This window comes from Amycolatopsis sp. cmx-4-61 (genome assembly GCF_046548775.1).
Lineage (GTDB): Bacteria > Actinomycetota > Actinomycetes > Mycobacteriales > Pseudonocardiaceae > Amycolatopsis.
The window spans coordinates 116,551-134,880 of record NZ_JAEBEI010000006.1 but is presented as its reverse complement, the minus strand read 5'-3'; the positions used below and the strand labels follow the sequence as shown (position 1 = coordinate 134,880).

General features: G+C 73.6%; 22 protein-coding genes. 11 read left to right on the top strand and 11 right to left on the bottom strand.

Annotated elements, in window-relative coordinates; translation table 11 throughout:
* The first annotated feature begins 6 nt into the window (after positions 1-6).
* The 3 genes from ACLJOU_RS19590 (at position 7) to ACLJOU_RS19580 (ending at position 3,218) form a co-directional block, all read left to right on the top strand.
* Positions 7-1,083 (top strand): glycosyltransferase family 4 protein, encoded by a 1,077-nt coding sequence (locus ACLJOU_RS19590; RefSeq protein ID WP_410569083.1) that lies wholly within the window; start codon positions 7-9, stop codon positions 1,081-1,083.
* 76 nt (positions 1,084-1,159) lie between these two features.
* The gene (locus ACLJOU_RS19585) at positions 1,160-2,290 is read left to right on the top strand and encodes a glycosyltransferase family 4 protein (protein WP_410569325.1); all 1,131 of its coding nucleotides are present in this window, start codon (positions 1,160-1,162) and stop codon (positions 2,288-2,290) included.
* Positions 2,291-2,357: 67 nt separating this feature from the next.
* Positions 2,358-3,218, top strand: a complete 861-nt coding sequence (locus ACLJOU_RS19580; RefSeq protein WP_410569082.1) for a glycosyltransferase family 2 protein — start codon at positions 2,358-2,360, stop codon at positions 3,216-3,218.
* On the opposite strand, the gene ACLJOU_RS19575 is transcribed toward ACLJOU_RS19580, so the two are convergent.
* Positions 3,215-3,667 carry a hypothetical protein gene (locus tag ACLJOU_RS19575; protein WP_410569081.1) on the bottom strand — a complete coding sequence of 151 codons (453 nt, stop codon included), beginning with the start codon at positions 3,665-3,667 and terminating at the stop codon, positions 3,215-3,217. The genes ACLJOU_RS19580 and ACLJOU_RS19575 overlap by 4 nt on opposite strands.
* 141 nt (positions 3,668-3,808) lie before the next feature.
* Here ACLJOU_RS19575 and ACLJOU_RS19570 point away from each other — a divergent pair, with 141 nt between their 5' ends.
* Positions 3,809-4,897 (top strand): sugar phosphate nucleotidyltransferase, encoded by a 1,089-nt coding sequence (locus tag ACLJOU_RS19570; protein WP_410569080.1) that lies wholly within the window; start codon positions 3,809-3,811, stop codon positions 4,895-4,897.
* 3 nt (positions 4,898-4,900) lie between these two features.
* Positions 4,901-5,797 carry a DNA-3-methyladenine glycosylase family protein gene (locus tag ACLJOU_RS19565; protein WP_410569079.1) on the top strand — a complete coding sequence of 299 codons (897 nt, stop codon included), beginning with the start codon at positions 4,901-4,903 and terminating at the stop codon, positions 5,795-5,797.
* A gap of 181 nt (positions 5,798-5,978) precedes the next feature.
* On the opposite strand, the gene ACLJOU_RS19560 is transcribed toward ACLJOU_RS19565, so the two are convergent.
* The 7 genes from ACLJOU_RS19560 to ACLJOU_RS19530 are packed head-to-tail and all read right to left on the bottom strand — an operon-like array spanning position 5,979 to position 10,823.
* Positions 5,979-6,332 (bottom strand): hypothetical protein, encoded by a 354-nt coding sequence (locus ACLJOU_RS19560; RefSeq protein WP_410569078.1) that lies wholly within the window; start codon positions 6,330-6,332, stop codon positions 5,979-5,981.
* The gene (locus ACLJOU_RS19555; RefSeq protein ID WP_410569077.1) at positions 6,332-6,697 is read right to left on the bottom strand and encodes a GntR family transcriptional regulator; all 366 of its coding nucleotides are present in this window, start codon (positions 6,695-6,697) and stop codon (positions 6,332-6,334) included. Before ACLJOU_RS19555 ends, ACLJOU_RS19560 begins: the two co-directional genes overlap by 1 nt.
* On the bottom strand, positions 6,694-7,164 hold the full coding sequence (locus tag ACLJOU_RS19550) for a hypothetical protein (protein WP_410569076.1): 471 nt from the start codon (positions 7,162-7,164) through the stop codon (positions 6,694-6,696). The genes ACLJOU_RS19555 and ACLJOU_RS19550 overlap by 4 nt, the downstream gene beginning before the upstream one ends.
* Positions 7,165-7,191: 27 nt before the next feature.
* Positions 7,192-7,737: an NUDIX hydrolase gene (locus ACLJOU_RS19545; protein WP_410569075.1), complete on the bottom strand. Its 546-nt coding sequence runs from the start codon at positions 7,735-7,737 to the stop codon at positions 7,192-7,194.
* Entirely contained in the window at positions 7,734-9,080 is a 1,347-nt protein-coding gene (locus ACLJOU_RS19540) for a coenzyme F420-0:L-glutamate ligase (RefSeq protein WP_410569074.1), read from the bottom strand. Before ACLJOU_RS19540 ends, ACLJOU_RS19545 begins: the two co-directional genes overlap by 4 nt.
* Positions 9,073-10,062, bottom strand: a complete 990-nt coding sequence (cofD, locus tag ACLJOU_RS19535) for a 2-phospho-L-lactate transferase (protein WP_410569073.1) — start codon at positions 10,060-10,062, stop codon at positions 9,073-9,075. The genes ACLJOU_RS19540 and cofD overlap by 8 nt, the downstream gene beginning before the upstream one ends.
* A complete protein-coding gene (locus ACLJOU_RS19530) occupies positions 10,059-10,823 on the bottom strand; it encodes a GNAT family N-acetyltransferase (protein WP_410569072.1) in 765 nt (254 codons plus the stop codon). The genes cofD and ACLJOU_RS19530 overlap by 4 nt, the downstream gene beginning before the upstream one ends.
* 59 nt (positions 10,824-10,882) lie before the next feature.
* Here ACLJOU_RS19530 and ACLJOU_RS19525 point away from each other — a divergent pair, with 59 nt between their 5' ends.
* From ACLJOU_RS19525 to dapC, 3 genes are all read left to right on the top strand, one after another.
* Positions 10,883-11,065, top strand: a complete 183-nt coding sequence (locus ACLJOU_RS19525) for a hypothetical protein (protein WP_410569324.1) — start codon at positions 10,883-10,885, stop codon at positions 11,063-11,065.
* 109 nt (positions 11,066-11,174) lie between these two features.
* Complete coding sequence (fdxA, locus tag ACLJOU_RS19520) at positions 11,175-11,495, top strand: ferredoxin (protein WP_003083029.1); 321 nt, start codon at positions 11,175-11,177, stop codon at positions 11,493-11,495.
* On the top strand, positions 11,492-12,583 hold the full coding sequence (dapC, locus tag ACLJOU_RS19515; protein ID WP_410569071.1) for a succinyldiaminopimelate transaminase: 1,092 nt from the start codon (positions 11,492-11,494) through the stop codon (positions 12,581-12,583). Before fdxA ends, dapC begins: the two co-directional genes overlap by 4 nt.
* On the opposite strand, the gene ACLJOU_RS19510 is transcribed toward dapC, so the two are convergent.
* On the bottom strand, positions 12,577-13,194 hold the full coding sequence (locus ACLJOU_RS19510; protein WP_410569070.1) for a TetR/AcrR family transcriptional regulator: 618 nt from the start codon (positions 13,192-13,194) through the stop codon (positions 12,577-12,579). The genes dapC and ACLJOU_RS19510 overlap by 7 nt on opposite strands.
* Before the next feature lie 81 nt (positions 13,195-13,275).
* On the opposite strand from ACLJOU_RS19510, the gene ACLJOU_RS19505 reads away from it, so the two are divergent.
* The gene (locus tag ACLJOU_RS19505) at positions 13,276-14,688 is read left to right on the top strand and encodes an FAD-dependent monooxygenase (RefSeq protein WP_410569069.1); all 1,413 of its coding nucleotides are present in this window, start codon (positions 13,276-13,278) and stop codon (positions 14,686-14,688) included.
* A 75-nt stretch (positions 14,689-14,763) separates the two neighbouring features.
* On the opposite strand, the gene dapD is transcribed toward ACLJOU_RS19505, so the two are convergent.
* Positions 14,764-15,747: a 2,3,4,5-tetrahydropyridine-2,6-dicarboxylate N-succinyltransferase gene (gene dapD, locus ACLJOU_RS19500; RefSeq protein ID WP_410569068.1), complete on the bottom strand. Its 984-nt coding sequence runs from the start codon at positions 15,745-15,747 to the stop codon at positions 14,764-14,766.
* Between the two features lie 28 nt (positions 15,748-15,775).
* Positions 15,776-16,186 carry a hypothetical protein gene (locus tag ACLJOU_RS19495; protein ID WP_410569323.1) on the bottom strand — a complete coding sequence of 137 codons (411 nt, stop codon included), beginning with the start codon at positions 16,184-16,186 and terminating at the stop codon, positions 15,776-15,778.
* A gap of 44 nt (positions 16,187-16,230) precedes the next feature.
* Here ACLJOU_RS19495 and dapE point away from each other — a divergent pair, with 44 nt between their 5' ends.
* Both dapE and ACLJOU_RS19485 read left to right on the top strand, forming a co-directional pair.
* On the top strand, positions 16,231-17,301 hold the full coding sequence (gene dapE / locus ACLJOU_RS19490; protein ID WP_410569067.1) for a succinyl-diaminopimelate desuccinylase: 1,071 nt from the start codon (positions 16,231-16,233) through the stop codon (positions 17,299-17,301).
* A gap of 214 nt (positions 17,302-17,515) precedes the next feature.
* Positions 17,516-18,313 (top strand): DUF3152 domain-containing protein, encoded by a 798-nt coding sequence (locus ACLJOU_RS19485; protein ID WP_410569066.1) that lies wholly within the window; start codon positions 17,516-17,518, stop codon positions 18,311-18,313.
* The last annotated feature ends 17 nt before the right edge of the window (positions 18,314-18,330 follow it).

Here is an 18,330-nt window from a genome sequence, read left to right as displayed (position 1 = left end):
AGCCGCGTGCCCGAACTGGTCGTGCTCGCCGAGCAGCTCCTCGCGCCCGTGCCGGGTGGCACCGGGCGCTACACGGCCGAGCTGCTTCCCGCGCTCGCGAAGACCGCGCCGCCGGGCTGGACGGTGTCCAGCGTCGTCGCGCGGCACGCCGACGTGGCCGCGGCCCGGCTGGACGGCGTCGAGGGTCCCCGGGTGCTGCGGATCCCGCCGCGGGCGCTGGTCGCCGCGTGGCAGCTGGGCCTGCGCTGGTGGCCGGGCGGCGACGCGGTGCACGCGCCGACGCCGTTCGCGCCGCCGCGGGCGCCCGCCGGGAAGACGCTGAGCGTGACCGTGCACGACACCGTGCCCTGGACCCACCCGGAGACGCTCACCGCGCGCGGGGTCAGCTGGCACCGGTCGATGATCGCGCGAGCCGCGCGGCGGGCGTCCGGGCTCGTCGTGCCGACGCGGGCGGTGGCCGACGAGCTGGCGGTGCTCATCGACGTCGACGTCCCGGTGCGCGTGGTGCCGCACGGCGTGCGGGTGCCGTCGGGTTCGGCCGAGCTGGACCTCCCGGACCGGTACGTGCTGGCCGTCGGCACGATCGAGCCGCGCAAGGGCATCGACGTGCTGGTCGACGCGGTCGCGACGCTGGAGGGCACGGCGCTCGTGCTGGCCGGCCAGCCCGGCTGGGGTGGCATCGACCCGGTGGCGCTGGCCCGGGAGCGCGGCCTGCCCGCGGACCGGCTGCGGATGCTGGGGAAGGTGTCGGACGCCGAGCTGGCGACGGTGCTGCGCCGGGCCGGCGCGCTGGCCGTGCCGAGCCTCGCCGAGGGCTTCGGGCTGGGCCTGCTCGAGGCGATGGCGGCGGGCGTCCCGGTGGTGCACACCGACGTCCCGGCGCTGGCCGAGGTGGCGGGCGGCGCGGGGGTCGTGGTGCCGCGCGGGGACGCGGCGGCGCTGGCGTCCGCGCTGCGGGAAGTGCTCGGTTCACCGTCGGTGGCGGCGCGCCTGACCCGGGCGGGCCGGGAGCGGGCTCGCGCGTTCACGTGGCGCCGCGCGGCGGAAGCCGTCTGGGCGATCCACCGCCGCGCGCACGACTGACCTGCCCGGTTTGCCAGTTCCTCACCATGACGGAGGGTCGCCGCCGTACCCTGCAGGGGTGAGCGATGACCCCCGCGTGCTGATCGATGCGACCGCGGTTCCCGCGGACCGCGGCGGGGTCGGCCGGTACGTGGACTCGCTCGTCGCCGCCCTCGACGCGGACGGGGCGCGGATCACCGTCGTCTGCCAGCCCCGCGACCTGCAGCTTTACGATCGGCTGGCGCCGCGTTCCCGCGTCGTGCCCGCTTCGCCGGCGACGACCACCCGCACGGCCCGGCTGACCTGGGAACAGGCGACCCTGCCCCGGCTGGCGCGCCGCCTCGGCGCGGACGTCGTCCACTCGCCGCACTACACGATGCCGCTCGCGACGTCGGCCGCGTCCGTGGTCACGCTGCACGACGCGACGTTCTTCACCGACGCCGTGCTGCACTCGTCGGTGAAGGCCCGCTTCTTCCGCGCGTGGACGTCGACGGCGCTTCGCCGCGCGACGCTGTGTGTAGTCCCTTCAGCGGCGACGGCCGCGGAGCTGGCCCGCGTGGGCCCGGTGCGGCACGCTTCGCTCGAAGTCATCCACCACGGCGTCGACACCGAGCGCTTCCACCCGCCGTCCCCGTCCGAGGTCGCGGCCGCACGGGCGGCGGTCGGCCTGGGCCGGACGCCGTACGTGGCGTTCCTGGGGGCGCTCGAGCCGCGGAAGAACGTGCCCGCGCTGATCCGCGGGTTCGCCCGCGCGGTGGCCGGCCGCCGCGACGCGCCGGCGCTGGTGCTGGCGGGGCAGCCGGGCTGGGACACGCAGGTGGAGCGGGCCCTGGACGCGGTCCCGCACCGGCTGCGGGTGATCCGCGCGGGGTACCTGCCGTTCGGCACGCTGGCGGGCTTCCTGGGCGGGGCGGAACTGGTGGCGTACCCGTCGCTGGGCGAGGGGTTCGGGCTCCCGGTCCTGGAGGCGATGGCGTGCGGCGCGTGCGTGCTGACGACGCGCCGCCTGTCGTTGCCGGAGGTGGGCGGCGACGCGGTGGCGTACTGCGGCGTGGGCGCGGGAGACGTCGCGGCGGCCCTGGGCGAGCTGCTGGACGACCCGGGACGGCGCGCCGAGCTGGCCACGGCGGCGCAGCAGCGGGCGAAGGAGTTCTCGTGGGCCACGACCGCGGAGCGGCACCGGGAGGCGTACGCCAAAGCCTGGTCCCGCCACCTCCGCACCCGCTGATTTCTTCCAGCGTGCTGCTGGGCCGGGGCACCCGATTCACCCTGCGTGACGCGTGGACAATGGCCGGGTGACTGAGCAATCCCGCTATGGCGACGATGTCGGCGTCGTGACCGTGACCTACTTCTCCGAGGACACCATCGAGCGGTTCCTCGACACCCTCGAGAAGGCCACCGAGCGCGAGGTCAAGGTGGTCGTCGCGGACAACGCGTCCGTCGAGGGGGCCCTCGAACAGGTCGTCGCCGGCCGGGAGAACGTGCAGTTGCTCAGCATCGGGGAGAACGTCGGCTACGGGACCGCCGCCAACCGCGGGGTCGCCGAGCTCGACGACCGCTACGGGTGGGTCGTCGTCGTCAACCCGGACCTCGAATGGGAGCCCGGGTCGCTCGACGCGCTGCTCGACGCCGCCAAGCGGTGGCCGCGCGGGGGTGCCTTCGGGCCGCTCATCCACGACCTCGAGGGGACCGTCTACCCCTCGGCTCGGCTGCTGCCGTCCTTCGGGCGCGGGATCGGGCACGCCACCTTCGCGAAGGTCTGGCCCGGCAACCCCTGGACGAAGCAGTACCGGCAGGAGACCGGGACCCCGGCCGAGCGCGTCTCGGGCTGGCTGTCCGGCTCGTGCCAGCTGTTCCGGCGGGAGGCGTTCGACTCCGTCGGCGGCTTCGACACCCGCTACTTCATGTACTTCGAGGACGTCGACCTCGGCGACCGGCTGGCGAAGGCCGGCTGGCTGAACGTCTACGCGCCGTCCTCGCGGGTGACGCACGAAGGCGGGCACTCGACTTCGCAGGCGTCGAAGAAGATGCTCGCCGCGCACCACGCCAGCGCCTACCGCTACCTCGCCGACCGCCACCCGGGGCTCGTCTGGAAGCCGGTGCTGGCCGCGGTGAAGCTCGGCCTCGCGCTGCGGCTGAAGCTGGAAACCCGCTAGATCCCGTCGAGCCGGCGCGAAAGGTCGGACTTGCCGATGTTCTGCGTCACCGTCGGCACCAGGCCGGTGTCCTCCGGATCGGGCTCCTTCAAGGGGCTCGTGATCGGCTCGGCCTGCGGACGGCGGGACAGCGGCGCGGGCATCGGCGTCGTCGGCGACGGCGTCTTCAGCGGGGTGGTCCGCTGCGGGCGGCGGCCGCCCTGGACCTCCATCCGCCGCGTCGGCGCCGAGCCGGCCAGCGGGTGGTCGTTCTCCTCGATCAGCGACGCCGGCAGCTGCGTGGTCGTGTCGGGGTCGCGGCTGCGGTCGAGCCCGTCGATCTGCGCGCGCGGGATCTGCTGGGTGTTCGACGAGTCCATCGGTGACGTCGCGCTGTCGGGTGTCACGACGAACACACCGCGCGCCTGGGCTCGTGCGAGCAGGGCGTCCGCCCGATCGCGGGGGTCCATCCCCTCGGCCTCCCGACTGACCCGGGGCCCTCTGGGGAAAGGCCCGCCTGTTTCCTGTCTAGGGTAGGCCCTCCGGGCGACCTCCGTCAGGGTTTCCCGCGGCTTGTCGCTCAGCGGTGCGTGATAAAAGAGGAGATTTCCGTGACGTCCGAGGTCCGAGGCGAGGCTGTCGACGCCGTCGTGCTGGTCGGGGGCAAGGGCACCCGGCTGCGCCCGCTCACCCTTTCGGCACCGAAGCCGATGCTCCCGACGGCCGGGACGCCGTACCTGAGTCACCTGTTCTCCCGCATCCGCGAGGCCGGCATCCGCCACGTCGTCCTGGGCACGAGCTACCGTGCAGAGGTGTTCGAGGAGTACTTCGGCGACGGCAAGGCCATCGGCCTGGAGCTGGAGTACGTCGTCGAGGAGGAGCCGCTCGACACCGCGGGCGCGATCCGGAACGTGTACGACAAGCTGCGCGCCGAGCAGGTGATCGTCTTCAACGGCGACATCCTCTCGGGCGCGGACCTCGGCGAGCAGCTGCGGGTGCACCACGAGTCGGGTGCCGACGTCACGCTCCACCTGCAGCGCGTCCCGGACCCGAGCCGGTTCGGGTCGGTGCCGACCGACGAGACCGGCCGCGTCCAGGCGTTCCTCGAGAAGTCGCCGAACCCGCCGACCGACCAGATCAACGCCGGCTGCTACGTCTTCCGCCGCCCGGTGATCGAGGCCATCCCGGCCGGGCGCCGCGTGTCGGTGGAGCGGGAGACGTTCCCGCAGCTGCTGGAGCAGGGCGCGCACATCCAGGGGTTCATCGACGCCTCGTACTGGCTGGACGTCGGCACGCCGGAAGCGTTCGTGCGCGGCTCGGCCGACCTCGTGCGCGGCCTGGCGCCGACGTCGGCGCTGCCCGGCCGTCCCGGCGACTTCCTGGTGCTCGACGGCGCTTCGGTGGCCGAGGACGCCCAGCTGTCCGGCGGGTCGACGATCGGGGTCGCCGCCGTCGTGGGCTCGGGCGCGAAGATCGACGGCTCGGTGCTGTTCGACGGCGCGGCGGTCTCCGAAGGCGCGATCGTCGAGCGCTCGGTGCTCGGCCACGGCGCCCGCGTCGGCGCCGGCGCGGTGCTGCGCGGCGTGGTGCTGGGCGACGGCGTGTCGGTCGGGGCCGGCTGCGAGCTCCTGGACGGCGCCCGCGTCTGGCCGGACGTCGTCCTGCCCGACGGTTCCGTCCGCTTTTCCAGCGACGCGTAGCCGATGTTCTGGCGTCCCCCGTTCGAAGTCGACCTGGACCGGGTCCTGCGTCCGCTGAAGCGTGGGCGCGGGTCGCTCAACATCCTCACGGACGAGCGCGGCATCACCTGGCTCGCGTCGAACACCCCGGACGGTCCCGGCACGCTGGCCCTGCGCCGCCACACCGACGGCCGCATCGAGGCGGCGGCGTGGGGCGAGGCGAAGGACCGGCTCTTGAGCGGGGTGCCGGCGTTGCTGGGCGCGAACGACGACGACTCGGGGTTCGTCGCGCACCACGACGTCGTCGCGCGGGCGCGCCGGGCGAATCCCGGCCTGCGGCTCGGCGCGACCGGGGTGGTGTGGGACTGGCTGGTGCTCGCCGTGCTGGAGCAGAAGGTGGCGGGCAAGGAGGCGATCCGGTCGTGGGCCGAGCTGTGCCGCCGCTTCGGCGGGCGCCCACCGGGCCCGGCGCCCGAGCGGCTGCGCGTGCCGCCCACGCCGGAGACGCTGCGGACGCTCCCGGACTGGCACTGGCACCGCGCGGGCGTCGACATCAAACGCCGGACGGCCCTGGTGAACGCGACCCTGATCGCCCCGCACCTGGAGCGCGCGGTGGAACTGGGCGGGCTCGCGGGGCGCCACTGGCTGCGCCAGGTCCCGGGCATCGGGGTGTGGACGGCGGCGGAGATCGCCCAGCGCGCGTGGGGCGACCCGGACGCGGTGAGCTTCGGCGACTACAACATCCCGTCGATGGTGGGGAACGCGGTGCTGGGCACGAAGCTCGACGACGCGGGGATGGCGGAGGTACTGGCGCCGTACGCACCCCAGCGGCAGCGCGCGGTGCGGTACCTGGAGGCGGCGGGCCACACGCGGCCGCGGTTCGGACCGCGGATCGAGCTGCGCGACTACCGCGCGATGTGAGGGTGCCGCCGCCGGTTGGTGCGGTGGGGGCGCGCTGCCGCGGCGCGGGGTGTGCTGCCGCGTGCGGTGGTGGGCTTGCGCTGCCGCTCTGCCGGGCGCGCTGCCGCGGCGCGGGGTGGAACTCGCGCTGCCGCGCTTTGCCCACGCTCGACGAGATCCCCGAGATTCGCCAGCGAAAGGCCTACTGCTGCGGAGGAAACCCGCCCGGCTGCCCCGGATACGGCGGCTGACCCGGGTAGGGCGGCTGCTGGCCCGGATAACCAGGCTGCCCCGGAAATCCCTGCGGCCCCGAGCCGCCTTGCGGCGGCGGGTAACCCGGGGGCTGCTGGCCCGGAAACCCTTGCTGCGGCGGGTAACCCGGCGGCTGCTGGGCCGGAAACCCTTGCTGTGGCGGGTATCCCGGCTGCTGGTACCCCGGGTGCTGCGGCGGGTACGGCGGCTGCTTCGGCTTGGCGGAGTTCACCACGACCAGCACCACCGCGACGATGGCGCCGAGCACCAGCAGCAGGATCAGCAGGGTCAGGACGCTCACCATCAGCCGGTCCCCTCGTCGAGTGCCGCGCGGACGATCGACAGCGCCTCGGCGTCGTCGAGGCCGAGCTTGCGGGTCGTCTTCGCGTACTCCGCCGCCGCCTGCTGGGCTCGGCGGCGGGTCTGGTCGCCGGCCGCCGCGACGAAGCTGCCCGCGCGGCCGCGGGTTTCGATCAGGCCCGCTTCTTCGAGCTCGCGGTACGCGCGAGCCACCGTGTTCGGGGCGATGCCGAGGTCGGCCGCGAGCTGCCGGACCGTGGGCAGCTTCGTGCCCACGGCCAGGCTCCGGTCGTTGATGCGCGTCGCGAGCCCCGACCGGACCTGCTCGTACGGCGGGACCGGCGAACCGCTGTCGAAGGGGACGATCACCAGCTCTGCGGACCCGCACCCGGCCCCGGCAGCTGCTGCTGCGGGAACGACGGACCCTGCGGCGCCGGCGGGTACCCCGGCTGCTGCGGGAATCCCTGCTGCGGCGAAGGCGGGTACCCGGGCGGCGGCGAAGGCGGGTACCCGGGCGGCGGCGAACCCGGCTGCGAAAACCCTTGCGAAGGCTGCGGAAAGCCCTGCGAAGGCGGCGCGAACCCCTGCGGCGGCGGCGCAAAACCCTGCGTCGGTGGCACGAACCCTTGCTGCGGCGGGAAATTCGGGTTCGGCGGGACCGCCCCGCCGTTCTTCATCGCCTCTTCGCGGCGCATCTTCGACACCCGGACGACCACCGCGATCACGAACACGATGATGCCCAGCACGATCAGCCCGAGCACGATGTACCCGAACACGCCGGTGTCGCCGCCACCGCCGGAGTGGTAGTGCACCCGCTCGGGGAACTGCGTAGCCATCTGGTCCCTCCCTGTCCGCGGACCAGGTTATCGCCCGGCACCGACAGGAATCGCGGCTTTCACCGGATCGGCGAGATCTTCCGACCCCGCCGGCAGCGCGTCCACCGGCCACCACCGCAGGTCGTCGGACTCGTCGCTGCGCACCGGCGCTGCACCCGGCGGGGCTTGCAGGGCGAAGCGGACGTCGAAGTGCCGCGTCGGCACCCCGAGCGAGCAGGTGATCGGGTGGACGTCCAGGTGCACCGGCTCCGCCGCCAGGCGCAGCCCCGGGATCCCGGACTCCTCGGTGGCCTCCCGCAGGGCCGCCCCGGCCAGCGACGTGTCCGACGGCTCGCAGTGGCCGCCCAGCTGCAGCCACCGGCCGACGCGCGGGTGCAGCGTCAGCAGCACCCGCGTGCCCGTGTGGTCGAGCACCACCGCCGACGCCGTCAGGTGCCCGGCCTCGCAGGAGCGCCGGCAACTGTCCGGACGGGCGGCCAGGAACCCCAGGAACGCCTGCCGCAGCGACTCCTGGGCCGCGGCGGCGGGCCGCCACGACGAAAGCGTCGCGACGGCGTCGGCGTGCAGGCTCACAGCTCCAGCAGTCCTTCCCCGGCCAGTGCCGGTCCGCGCGGGGTCGGCTCGGTCAGCGGCACGCCGATGGCGACCGAACCCAGCGGCTGCCAGCGCTCGTCGAGGCCGAGGACGTCCCGGACGATGTCCGCGGCGAAGATCGTCGACCCGATCCAGCACGACCCCAGGCCTTCGGCCGCCAGCGCGACCAGCAGGCCCTGCACCGCGGCGCCGCCGGCCACGGTGAACATCGTCTTCTCGCAGTCGTTGCGGCGGTCGTCGCGGTAGGTGTGGGCGCCGTCCGGCACCAGGAACGGGATGACGATCTCCGGGGCCCGGTACAGGATGTCCCCCCGGCTGAGCCGCTTCGCGATCTGCTCCGGCGTGAAGTCGTCGGACTCCAGATCGGCCCGCCACGACTCGCGCATCGCGTCCAGCAGCTTCTTCCGGACGCCGGGGTCGCGCAGCCAGACGAACCGCACCGGGTGCGTGTGGTGCGGCGCGGGAGCGGTCAGCGCCGAGCCCACCGCCCGCCGGATCGAGGTGGGGGAGACCGGCTCGTCGGCGAACTGCCGCACCGAACGCCGGACCGGGACGGCTTCGCGCCGGCCCTGCGCGATGGCCTCGTTGGTGCCGAGCCGGAACAGGTCCTCCTCCAGCGGGCGGACCAGGTCCCGGGCGGACGAGCCGTCGTCCTCGATCGAGAGCCCGCGCACGACCGCGACCGGCGTCCCGCCCAGCTTGCCCTTGACCAGGTCGGCGGCCGCGGCGAGCTCGTCGGCGACGGCGACCTCGGTGACGGCGAGCTCGTTGCCCTGCCCGTCGATCTGGCCGCGGTAGGCGTGCAGCACGCGCAGCCCGGACGAGCCGATGGCGGCGTCGGTCTGCCCGACCCGCCACGCGCGGCCCATCGTGTCGGTGACGACGACGGCGACCTCGACGCCGAGCCGTTCCCGCAGCCCGTTGCGCAGCGCCAGCGCCGAAGCGTCCGGGTCCGCGGGCAGCAGCGCGACCTCGTCCCCGGCCACGTTGGACGCGTCGATCCCGGACGCGGCCTGCACGATCCCCAGGTGGTTCTGGGTGATCACCGTGCGCGCGATCCGCGCGACGATCCGCACGGCCTCCTGCTCGACGAGCTTCCGGCGTTCGGCGTCGCGGGCCTCGGGGTCGCTGGGCACGCGCACGAGCCTGCCCTCGGCCTTCGAGACGATCTTGCTGGTCACGACCAGGACGTCACCGGAGCGCAGCCAGGGCGCGGCGGTCGCGATCGCGCCGGTCAGGTCGTCGCCCGGCCGGAACTCCGGCAGCCCGGTGACCGGCAGGATCTCCAGTTTGGGGGAAGCGTGGTCACCGGTGTCAGTCAACAGGGGCTCCAGCCAGTTCGAGAGCGGCGCGGGCCATGGCCGCGGTCGCGTGCACGTCGGACATCAGCAGCGGGACGTCGCGGACGGTCACGCCCGGCACGTCCGCGGTCTCGCCTTCGGCGATCAGCCAGCCGTCGAGGACGCCGCCGTCCCGGCGCGAGCCGTAGTGCCGGCCCACCGCCTCGGCCGACGTCTCGACGCCGATCGCGGTCAGGCACGCGTCGGCCATCCCGCGCAGCGCCTTCCCGCCGATGATCGGCGACACCCCGACCACGCCGGCGGACGTCTTGCGCAGCGCGTCCCGCACCCCGGGCACGCCCAGCACGGTGCCGACCGACACGACCGGGTTCGACGGGGCGAACAGCACGGCGTCCGCGTCCTTGAGCGCCTCCAGCACCCCGGGCGCGGGCTTGGCCTCGTCGTTGCCGACCGCGACGATCGAGTGCGCCTTCGGCTCGGCGCGGTAGCGCACCCACCACTCCTGGAAGTGGACGGCCTTCTGCTGCCCGTCCTGATCTGGGTCGTCGATCACGACGTGCGTCTCGACGCGGTCGTCCGACATCGGCAGCAGCCGGACGCCGGGCTGCCAACGGTCGCACAGGGCCTCGGTCACCGCCGAGAGCGGGTAGCCCGCGCGCAGCATCCGCGACCGGATCAGGTGGGTGGCGATGTCCTTGTCGCCGAGGCCGAACCAGGTCGGCTCGGCGCCGTAGGCGGCCAGCTCCTCCTTGACGACCCAGGTCTCGCCCGAGTGCCCCCAGCCGCGTTCTTTGTCGATCCCGCCGCCCAGGGTGTACATGCAGGTGTCCAGGTCGGGACAGATCCGCAGCCCGTGCATCCAGACGTCGTCGCCGGTGTTGACCAGCGCCGTCACCTCGTGCTCCGACTCGGAGGCACCCTCTGGGGCCATGCCCAGAGCCGCCTTGACACCCAGCAGGAAGCGGGCCCCGCCCACTCCGCCGACCACTACCACGATCTTCACGACGTCGAATCCTCGCACGAGCCGGGTGCGGGCACCCAGTACCGGTATCTGTGGTGCGGGGCGTAGCCGAGCCCCGCGTAGAGCGCGAGCGCGCCCGAATTCCCCTCCGCGACCTGCAACACCGCGTGGGCCGCCCCGTGTTCCGCACCCCACGTCTGCACCGCGTCCATCAGCGCGGAGCCCAGCCCGCGGCGGCGGAAGGCCGGGGCGACTTCGAGCCGCCCGACGTGCAGCCAGTCGTCGACCAGGGCGCCCCGGACGACGCCGGCGAGGGTGTCCCCGGTCGTCGCGACGCCGTAGCCGACCTTCCCGCCGGTCAGGACCTGCCGCGCGGCGGGGGAGTCCTCGCCCGGCCGCAGCGCGAGCTCCCACCACCCCGGCTCCGGCTCGTCCGCCACGTTCAAGTGGAAGTGACCCGCTGGGGGCACTTTCACGTGAACGTGCCCCTTCGTGAGGACGGCGACCTCGTGGCCGGCGCCGTGGTGGGCCGCCGGGACCCAGCCCGCGGCCGCGATCGCGCGCTCGTTGGGGCTGTCGCGGACCACCTGGACCATCGGGGCGATGCCCCGGCCGTGGGCGAAGTCACACACCGCGTCCAGGGCGTCGCCGAGCTCGCGATCGGGGTCGCCGACGGCGAGTGCACTGTTCGCGCGGCCGGTGAAGCCGGCCGCCCAGCGCAGAGACCACTCACCCAGGGGTTCCGCCACCAGTGGCGGCCATGCTCTGCTGCAGGTGATTTCGAGCCGTTCTAGCGCGTTCACCGCTAGATTGTGCCGGAGGCGGTGAACGTCGCGGGAACGGATTTCCTCAGGAGGTGGCGGTGGGCATCCAGCGCAAGGACGAGCGGCACAGCGAGAAGCTCGTCGACGAGATTTCCGAGGGGTTCAACCGGGCCGTGGGGGAGAAGAAGACCGAAGGTGACACCGACGAAGCCCCCAAGCCGCGCTTCGTCATCACCGGCGACGCCCGGGCGACCCCGCCCCCGCGCCGCCGGCCGAGGTGAGCGCCGTACCCGGGGTATGGCTAAGGCTTGCCTCACCGTCCGAACGGGTGCCCGAACCGCGTAGTGTCGGCCCCGACTGGCTGTTTGCAGAGAAAAGCAGGAGTGCGCAGTGACCTACGTGATCGCCGAGCCCTGCGTCGACGTGCTCGACAAGGCGTGTATCGACGAGTGCCCCGTGGACTGCATCTACGAGGGCGAGCGGATGCTGTACATCCACCCGGACGAGTGCGTCGACTGCGGCGCCTGCGAACCGGTCTGCCCGGTCGAGGCGATCTACTACGAGGACGACGTCCCGGACAACTGGTCGGACTACACCAAGGCCAACGTCGACTTCTTCGACGAGCTGGGCTCGCCCGGCGGCGCGTCCAAGGTGGGCAAGACCGCGCACGACCCGGCCTTCATCAAGGCGCTGCCCCCGCAGGGCGAATGAACCGGATCGCCCTGCCCGACTTCCCCTGGGATTCGCTCGCCGAGGTCAAGGCCACGGCGCAGGCGCATCCCGGCGGGGTCGTCGACCTCTCCATCGGCACGCCGGTCGACCCGGTCCCGGACGGCATCCGCGCGGCACTCGCGTCGGTCTCCGAGATCCCCGGGTACCCGACCACCCACGGCATCCCGGCACTGCGGGAAGCCGCGCGCGGGGCGCTTTCGCGGCGGCACGGCGTCGACGGCATCGAGCCGGACGCCGTGCTCCCGACGATCGGGTCCAAAGAGGCCGTGGCCTGGCTGCCGCGGCTGCTCGGCTTCGGTCCCGGCGACGTCGTCGTCATCCCGGAGCTGGCGTACCCCACGTACGAGGTCGGCGCGCTGCTGGCGGGCGCGTCGATCCTGCGGACCGACAGCACGGTCGCCCTCGGCCCGCAGAAGCCGGCGATGATCTGGCTGAACTCGCCGTCCAACCCGACCGGCAAGGTGCTCCCGGCCGAGCACCTGCGCAAGGTCGTCGAGTGGGCGCGCGAGCGGGACGTCGTCGTGGTCTCCGACGAGTGCTACCTCGCGCTCGGCTGGGAGGCCGAGCCGCTCTCGATCCTGCACCGGGACGTCTGCGACGGCCGGACCGACGGCCTGATCGCGGTGCACTCGCTGTCCAAGTCGGCGAACCTGGCCAGCTACCGCGCCGGGTTCCTGACCGGCGACCCGCGTCTGATCAAGCAGCTGCTCGACGTCCGCAAGCACGCGGGCATGATCGTGCCGCGCCCGGTCCAGGAGGCCATGGTCGCCGCCCTGGCCGACGACGAGGCCCTGGAAGTCCAGCGCGAGCGCTACGCGCGCCGCCGGCTCGTCCTGCGCAAGGCGTTGCTGGACAACGGCTTCCGCATCGACCACTCCGAAGCGGGCCTCTACCTCTGGGCCACCCGCGACGAGGACGCCCCGGCGACCGTCGCCTGGCTGGCCGAGCGCGGGATCCTGGTCGCGCCCGGCACGTTCTACGGCCCGAAGGGCGGCAAGCACGTCCGCGTCGCGCTGACCGCGACCGACGAGCGCGTCGACGCCGCCGTGGAGCGCCTGACTCAGTAGTCCCGGCCGGTCAGGCCGCGGTAGACGAACCGGGTCAGCAGCTCGACGGCTTCTTCGTCGGACGGCGGCGTCCAGTCCGGCGGTGACCCGTGCAGCCAGGTGGCCGCGAACGCGTCGACCAGGTTGTACATCAGCATCCCGCACCGGTCCGGGCTCGCCGGCAGCTTCAGCCCGGCCCGGGTGATGTGCGCGAGGTGGTCGTCGAGGTCGGCGGCCTGGGACGCACCGAACTGCGCGAGCGTGCGCGCGAACGTCTCGCTGACCATGGCCGCCTGGCGCAGGGCCAGCATGGTCGCGGCGTTGTCCCGGTAGAACTCCCAGTACTGCTCGACGTGCCAGCGCACGGCGTCCGGGTCGCTGAAGTCGGCCAGGTGGTCCTCGCTGTCGGCGCTCTCGTCGCCGGACGCCGCGATGTCGGCCAGCAACGCCTCGAGCAGCTCTTCCTTGCCCGCGAAGTGGTTGTAGAACGACCCCGCGGCGCGGCCCGCTTCGGCGGTGATGTCCGTGATCTTCGTGTTCAGGTAGCCCTTCCGGGCGAAGACGCGCTTGGCCGCGGCCTTGAGCGCGCTCTCGGTCTCCGCGGCCTTCTCCTTGCGGCTCGTCGCCGTCATCGCCACCTCCCTTGACACGGGACGCTAGCAGCGTCATTCTGAATTCAGATTCACTGAACATAAATTCACTGAGAGGGTGACATGGACACTCGGGTGCTGATCGCCGGCGCGGGGCCGACCGGGCTGACGCTGGCCATCGAGCTGGCGCGGCGCGACGTCGCCGTGCGGATCATCGACAAGGCCGCGGAGTACTTCGTCGGCTCGCGCGGGGACGGGATGCAGCCGCGCACGCTGGAGGTCTTCGAGGACCTGGGCGTGCTCGACGCGGTGCTGGCCGCCGGCATGGCCCCGGTGCCGATGAAGATCCACCTCGGCGGCGAGGTGGTCGGCGAGCGGATGATGTTCGACCCGGTCGAGCCGACGCCGTCGCGGCCGTACCCCACCGGCTGGTTCCTGGGCCAGTCGCAGACCGAGGGCATCCTGCGCGACCGGCTGGCCGAGTTCGGCGTGCGCGTCGAGCTCGCCACCGCGCTGACCGGCTTCGAGCAGGACGCCGACGGCGTCACGGCGACGTTGAGCACGGGCGAGACCGTCCGTGCCGCGTACCTGGTCGGCGCCGACGGCGGCAGGAGCTTCGTGCGCAAGGCCCTCGGCATCGCGTTCGAGGGCAGCACGGACGAGTCGATCCGGATGCTGCTCGGCGACGTCCGGGCCGACGGCCTCGACCGGAACTTCGGCCACTGGTTCGCGACGCCGGACGAGCCGATGAACGGCATGATGTTCAGCCCGCTGCCGGGCACGCCGCACTTCCAGTTCGGCGCCTCGCTCGGCGACGGCGAGACCGACGTCGAGACGGCGCTGCCGGCGGTCCAGGCCCGGCTCGACGTGCTGAGCGGCGGCACGGTCAAGCTGTCCGACCTGGCCTGGTCGACGGTGTGGCGGCCGAACGTCCGCCTGGCGGCGCGCTTCCGCGACGGCCGCGTGTTCCTGGCCGGCGACGCGGCGCACGTCCACCCGCCGACCGGCGGGCAGGGCCTGAACACCGGCGTCCAGGACGGCTACAACCTGGGCTGGAAACTCGCGGACGGCGCACCGGAGCTGCTGGACAGCTACGAGATCGAGCGGCGCACGGTCGCGGCCCGGGTGCTGGGGGTCACGACGGAGCTGCTGCAGAAGTACGTCGACGGCGACGAGGACGCCCACCGGCGCGGCGAGGACACGCAGCAGCTGGACATCACCTACCGGGGCGGCCCGCTGTCGCCGCCGGGGACCGGGGCGCTGCAGCCGGGCGACCGGGCGCCGGACGCCCCGCTGGTGGACGCGAACGGCAAGCGGGTGCGGATGTTCGAGCTGTTCCGCGGCCCGCACGCGACGGAGCTTTTCTTCGGCGAGGGGGAGACGGCGGGCCACCGGATCCTGCCCGCGGGAAGCGTGGCGACGGGCACGGACCTGGTCGACGAGGGCGGCCACGCGTACGCGGCCTACGAGGCTTCGGGGGGCCGCCGGGTGCTGGTCCGGCCGGACGGCTACGTCTGGTCGCTCTCCGGCTCCTGAGCGGGTCGCGGATGACTCATCCGGGACGCGGGGGTCCCGAACGAGTCATCCGCGGCTTTCGGAGGCGGGGCGAGCTCAGTCGTTGGCGTGGAGCGCCGCGTTCAGCTCGACGCCGGCGCCGGTCCGCGGCACGACCTCGACCGCGCCGGTCGCCGAGTTCCGGCGGAACACCGCGCCCGAAATGCCGTTGAGCTCGCGGGCCTTGACGACCTTGCCCTCGACGACGACCTTGGTGCCGGCCGTGACGTACAGGCCCGCCTCGACGACCGTGTCGTCGCCCAGCGAGATGCCGATGCCGCCGTTCGCGCCGATCAGGCAGCGCTCGCCGAGGGAGATCGTCTCCTTGCCGCCACCGGAAAGCGTCCCCATGATCGACGCGCCGCCGCCGACGTCCGAGCCGTCGCCGACGACCACGCCGGCCGAGATCCGGCCCTCGACCATGGACGCGCCCAGCGTGCCCGCGTTGAAGTTGACGAACCCCTCGTGCATCACGGTCGTGCCGGACGCCAGGTGCGCGCCCAGCCGGACGCGGTCGGCGTCGCCGATGCGCACGCCGGACGGCATGACGTAGTCGACCATCCGCGGGAACTTGTCGACGCTGTAGACGGTCACCGCGCCGCGCGAGCGCAGCCGCAGCCGGGTCGTCTCGAAGCCTTCGACCGGGCACGGGCCGTGGTTGGTCCACACGACGTTGGCCAGCAGGCCGAACATGCCGTCGAGGTTCTGGCCGTGCGGGCGGACCAGGCGGTGCGAGAGCAGGTGCAGCCGCAGGTACATGTCGTGGGTGTCCGCGGGCGCGTCGGCCAGCCTGCCGATCGTGGTGCGCACGGCGACGACCTCGACCCCGCGGTCGGTGTCCGGGCCGAGCAGCGCCGCGGCGGCCTCGCCGAGCAGCTCGGTGGCCTCGCCGGCGCTCAGGCGTTCCGTGCCGGCGGTGCCCCCTTCGATCAGCTTGGGGTGGGGGTACCAGGTGTCGAGGACCGTCCCGTCGGTCGTGACGGTGGCCAGCCCGACGCCGCTGGCGCCGGTCGTTTCGGGGTTCGGGCTCTGCTCGCTCACGGCCTTCACCGTAGTGGAGTGACGCGGATCAACCACCCGTGGGCCGCGCGTCTACCTGCTTCTTCAGGCCCCCGAGGGCGGCGGCGATGTCGACCAGCGCCTGCGAGCAGGGACCACCGGCGGCCGGGACGGTCGTGCAGCCCGCGCCCCGGAACTCCCCGACCGCCTGCTCCAGCTCGGCGGCCTCGGCGGTCAGCTGCGGGTCGCGGTCGGCCGCGCGCTTGCGGGCCGCGCCCGGGACGTTGCCGACCTCGGTGACGTACTTCTCACAGCCCTTCGGCAGCTGGGTGCGCGGGCTGGCGTAGCACTGGTCGACGGTCAGCGCGTCGAGCTTGACCGGCAGCGCGTCCGGGCCGGGCTCCCCGGCCTGCGGCTTGGGGGCCGGGCCGGCCTCGTTCCCGCAGCCCGACAGGACCAGGACCAGCACCGCGCCGCCCACAGCGGCTCCGAACCTACGCACACTCCCACGGTAGCGTGCGGGGCATGCGCCTCGACCTGCACGCCGACCCCGTGGACCTGACCGCAGCGCTCGTGGACACCTTCAGCGTGTCCGGCGCCGAGGCCGAGATCGCGACGGCGGTGCAGGAAGCGTTGCAGGCGCAGGCGCCGCACCTCGAGGTCGTCCGCAACGGTGACGCCGTCCTCGCGCGGACGAACCTCGGCCGCGGGTCGCGGGTGGTGCTCGCCGGGCACCTGGACACCGTGCCGGAGAACGGCAACCTGCCGTCCCGGCGCGAAGGCTCCGGTGCCGAGGAAGTCCTGCACGGCCTCGGCACGGTCGACATGAAGGGCGGCGACGCGGTCTTCCTGCACCTGGCCGCCACGCTGCCGGAGCCCAAGCACGACGTCACTTTCGTGTTCTACGACAACGAAGAGGTCGAGGCGGTCAAGAACGGCCTCGGCCGGATCGAGCGGGAGCTGCCCGACTGGCTGGCCGGGGACCTGGCGATCGTCGGCGAGCCGTCGAACGCCGTGATCGAGGCCGGCTGCCAGGGCACCATGCGCGTCGAACTGCGGCTGTCCGGAAAGCGGGCGCACACCGCGCGGGCGTGGATGGGCGAGAACGCGATCCACGCGCTCGCCGAGCCGCTGCGCCGGCTGGCGGAGTACACGCCGCGGATCGTCGACATCGACGGCCTCACCTACCGCGAAGGCCTCCAGGCGACGTCGGTCGGCGGTGGCGTGGCGGGCAACGTCGTCCCGGACGCGGCGGTGCTGACGGTGAACCACCGCTTCGCCCCGGACCGCGACCCGGCGGCGGCCGAGCGGCACCTGCGCGAGGTGTTCGCCGGGTACGAACTGTCCGTTGTGGACCTCTCGCCGGGCGCGCTGCCGGGCCTGTCGGCCCCGGCGGCCGCGGAACTGGTGGCGGCGGCGGGCGGCCGCGCGGCGGCGAAACTGGGCTGGACGGACGTGGCGCGCTTCGCGGCCCGCGGCATGCCGGCGGTGAACTTCGGCCCGGGCAACCCGACGTTGGCCCACACGCAGCAGGAGAACGTCCGGACGGCGGAGATCCGCCGGGTCACCGAGGTCCTGCGCAAGTTCCTCAGCTGACCCCCAAGCGCCCCAAGGTGGCCTTCGGTGCGTGAGACGCACCGAAGGCCGCCTTGGGTGCGTGAGACGCACCGAAGGCCGCCTTGGGGCGCTGTGGTGGTCGTCACACTGGGCGGTGCTGAGCTGCGGTGACGCTGCGCCACCGCAGGTCACCGCAACTTTTCCCCGCCCCGGGCCGTATGTCCTTCTGAAGCCGCGCACCCCGGGAGGACCCATGCCGCAATCCGCGAGACGAGCCGCGGCGGTGGCCGTGCTCGCCCTGGCGGTGGGCGGGTGCGGTGGGGAACGACAGCCCGTGGCCGCGCCCGCGGCCGGGCCGGTCCTCACCGCCATCGGGGACGCCACCTCGCTCCCGCCGCCGCCGGACGAGCGGGCGCCGGTGCCGCCGCCCGCGCCCGCCGAGGTCGCCGTCACCTTCCCGCGGACCGGCTCCGGCCAGTGGATGTTCACCCCCGGCAGCGCCGAAGTCGCCGGGAAGTCGGGCCGGCTGATGCGCTACCGGATCGCCATCGAGACCGACATCGACGGCGTCGGGCCCACCGCGTTCGCCAAGGACATCCGCGGGATCCTCGGCGACCCGCGCGGCTGGACCGCCGGCGGGCAGTGGCGGCTGCAGCAGGTCGGCCCGGCCGACAGCGCCGACTTCACCATCTACCTCGCGACGCCGGCCAGCCGCGACAAGCTCTGCGGTGGCACGCCGGACAGCTACACCTCCTGCCGCAACGGCAGCAACGTCGTGCTCAACGTCGCCCGCTGGGCCAACGCCGTCCCGGGTTACGGAGCCGCCCTCGACGTCTACCGGCAGTACATGGTCACCCACGAGACCGGCCACCGGCTGGGCCAGGGCCACGAGCTGTGCCCCGGCCCGGGGAAACCGGCGCCGGTGATGGAGCAGCAGACGCTCGGGCTGCACGGCTGCGTCCCGAACCCGTGGCCGTTCCCGGACGGCGCCCGCGAGTACGCCGGCCCGCCGGGGGAGTACGACGACCCCATCCCGGCGGGCGATTCCTGACCTGCCGTTAGGCTCGC